This window comes from Candidatus Neomarinimicrobiota bacterium, from assembly GCA_034716895.1.
Classification (GTDB): Bacteria; Fidelibacterota; UBA8477; order UBA8477; family JABMPR01; genus JABMPR01.
Genome location: JAYEKW010000112.1, coordinates 1 through 3,171, shown reverse-complemented (window position 1 = coordinate 3,171; position 3,171 = coordinate 1). Strand labels below are relative to the sequence as shown.

Annotated in this window: 3 protein-coding genes; all 3 read left to right on the top strand. The window is 45.4% G+C overall.

The annotated features are described in order from the left end of the window. Positions 1-312 precede the first annotated feature (312 nt). Positions 313-1,701 carry an ATP-binding protein gene (locus tag U9Q77_07010; protein ID MEA3287109.1) on the top strand — a complete coding sequence of 463 codons (1,389 nt, stop codon included), beginning with the start codon at positions 313-315 and terminating at the stop codon, positions 1,699-1,701. Positions 1,702-1,708: 7 nt separating this feature from the next. Then, positions 1,709-2,032 (top strand): winged helix-turn-helix transcriptional regulator, encoded by a 324-nt coding sequence (locus U9Q77_07005; GenBank protein MEA3287108.1) that lies wholly within the window; start codon positions 1,709-1,711, stop codon positions 2,030-2,032. Between the two features lie 55 nt (positions 2,033-2,087). Beyond that, a partial coding sequence (locus tag U9Q77_07000; protein MEA3287107.1) for a class I SAM-dependent DNA methyltransferase occupies positions 2,088-3,171 on the top strand: 1,084 nt, incomplete at its 3' end.

Here is a 3,171-nt window from a genome sequence, read left to right as displayed (position 1 = left end):
GGCCTTTTTAAACCATGCACAAAGTAGAAACTTCAAACGTTTCCCAGACGTGGAATTAATAGCCTAGTTCATAGGACTCTTTCAACGTTTAGTTTGATATCGATACGAATTTGAGGCAGAATCCCCTTAGGGACTTTAAAATCCATTTGTCATGTAGGAGTAGTAGGTATACCGGTATTCATCTATAGCTACGTTTCGTTCCCCCGGAGTCGTTCTTCAGCTTGTAAGTAACCAGCTCGGTACTAAATTCAGCGTTCAAACACTACCAATAATTGTTGAAAGGATTTAATCTATCGTGGGGAATCATTTCCGGTGAAAGAGAACCAACACATCGAATGGAAATCATCCTGGCGGGATGAGTATCTGAAATGGCTCTGCGGATTTGCAAATGCACACGGTGGTACCTTGGAGATCGGTCGTGATGATGATGGAACTCCTGTAGGTCTCACCAATGCAAATAGATTACTCGAAGAACTACCTAATAAAATCAGAGATTCGTTAGGTATCGTTCCTGATGTGCATCTGATCCAGGAAAATGGCAAGGACTTGATTAGAATCCAAGTGAAGCCTCAGCTTCACCCTGTGAGCTATAAGGGCCAATACCATTACCGAACGGGGAGTACCAAACAGGAACTTAAGGGAGCCGCGCTTGATCGCTTTCTATTGCAGAGAATAGGGAAACATTGGGACGGGGTTCCTGTTCCAGGTGTTACAATTACGGATCTCTCATCCGATACCCTGAAAATGTTCCGTCAGCGTAGCCATCGAAGCCGACGGCTTCCAGAGGAAATCCTGGAAGAAAGTGATGAGGAGCTTATAGCTAAACTCCATTTGAAGGAGGGAGATTACCTCAAACGTGCTACTCTGCTATTATTTCATCCAGATCCTGAAAAGTTTGTCACTGGTGCATTCATTAAGACTGGGTATTTCGAGGCTGATGCTAATCTTCGTTTTCAAGATGAAATCCATGGCGAATTGCTTACCCAAACAAGCAAAACGCTTAATGTTCTTAAAACCAAATACATGAAAGCTCTCATTTCATACGATGGTCTCCAGCGAGTTGAAACCTTTCCAGTCCCGGAAGAAGCATTGCGCGAGGCTATTCTAAATGCTGTTGCTCATAAGGATTATAGTAGTGGTGCACCCATTCAGATAAGTGTTTACTCGGACAAGATTATGATTTGGAGTTCAGGTCAGCTACCCGCTGGCTGGACAGTCGCTACTATGTTGGCAAAACATGAATCGTTACCGTATAATCCGGATATTGCTAATGTATTTTCGCTGGCGGGGATGATCGAAGCCTGGGGACGTGGCATCGAACGAATCTTTGCTGCATGCAAATCAGCTGGCATCCCAGATCCAGAGTTGAAACATGAATCTACCGGATTGTGGGTGACTTTTTATTTTGTGGCAGAAGCGATAGATAATAAGCAGGCAAAGGACCAAGCCGGGACCAAGCTGGGACCAAGCCGGGACCAAGTTAATGTCCTACGTAAGTGCATGATTGACAGTGCGATAACAGTGCTGATGGAGGTGGTTGGACGTCGTAACAGGACCAAGTTTCGGGACCAAGTTCTCAAGCCACTTATAGAGGCCGCCTTAATAGAACCGACAATACCAGATAAACCTCAAAGCCCGAAACAAAAATACAGGTTGACGGCCAATGGTAGAGCCATGCTCGAGAGTATGGAAAAGGAATAGGTCTGAAATGGCTCTGCGGATAGAGAGGATCATGGATGCTTGCAAGGCTGCAGATGTCCCTGAACCAGAGTTCGAGACTGGCGGACTGTGGGTCGTATTTCATTATCCTGAAGAAGCTAAAGAGAGAATGTCGGAGAAAGCGTCGGAGAAAGCGTCGGAGAAAATCATCAAGGAGATTAGCAGAAATTCTAATGCAACAATTGCAAGTCTTGCTCAACTTACCGGTGTTACCACTCGTTCTGTAGAACGCAACCTGAAGAAACTTCAGGAATCTGGTCAACTGAAACGGATTGGCTCGGACAAGGGTGGACATTGGGAAGTACTGAAATAATACTCACTTCGAGTGGAAATTAAAGTCATAAATATATAGATCGGAACACACATAAATGATCACCGGAGAACTACGCAACCAAGTCGATAAAATATGGAATTCGTTTGCTACAGGAGGTGTTACAGATCCATTAACAGTAATTCAGCAATTCACCTATCTTCTATTCATCCGCCGTCTGGATGAACGCCAGCTTCTGGAAGAGAAGAAAGCCAATATTGCCGGGATAGACATAGGGGAGACCTACTACACCACAGAACAAAGCCGTTTTCGCTGGAATTCATTCAAGGATACCGATCCTGATGTCATGTTTGGATTGTTCACCAAACCTCAAGTAGATGTAGATAACCTGACTGTCTTTGCACACATGAAAAGCATTGGGGACAAAGCCGGTGTGTTCGCAAAGTATATGCAGGGTGCTACCTTCATGATTCCCACGCCACGGCTCCTGGATCAAGTCGTGCAGATGGTCGACAAAATTCAGATGGACGACCGAGATACCAAGGGCGACCTGTACGAATATTTACTTTCAAAGATTGCCACTGCTGGAAGAAATGGACAGTTCAGAACGCCAAGACATATTATCAAAATGATGGTGGATATGGTCCAGCCTAAAAAGGACGACACTATTTGTGATCCTGCCTGTGGCACGGCTGGTTTTCTGGTGGCTAGCAGTGAGTATATCCACGATAAGCATCCCGATTATTTCCATGAAAAGGACTTCAGGGAGCATTTCAACTCAGATATGTTCACCGGGATTGAATTCGATGCCACCATGCTCAGGATTGGAGCCATGAATCTCCAGTTGCACGGTATTGAGAAACCTGATTTGATTGGTAAGGACTCCCTTTCTGAAAGCAATGCAGATATCCGTGAGCAGTTCACCCTGATCTTGGCCAATCCACCCTTTAAGGGCAGTCTGGACTATGACAGTGTGGATGCCTCTATCCTGCAGACCGTAAAGACCAAGAAAACCGAGCTCTTGTTTCTGGGATTAATGCTCCGGATGCTCAAAACCGGTGGTCGCTGCGTTGTGATTGTCCCAGACGGTGTACTGTTTGGATCATCCAAGGCTCATAAGCAGATCAGAGAAGAACTGGTGGAGAATCAGAAACTGGAGGCTGTGATCTCCATGCCCTCAG

Excerpts from the sequence above, each read along its gene's own strand:
- U9Q77_07005 (MEA3287108.1), top strand. The coding sequence starts at position 1,709 with ATGGCTCTGCGGATAGAGAGGATCATGGATGCTTGCAAGGCTGCAGAT.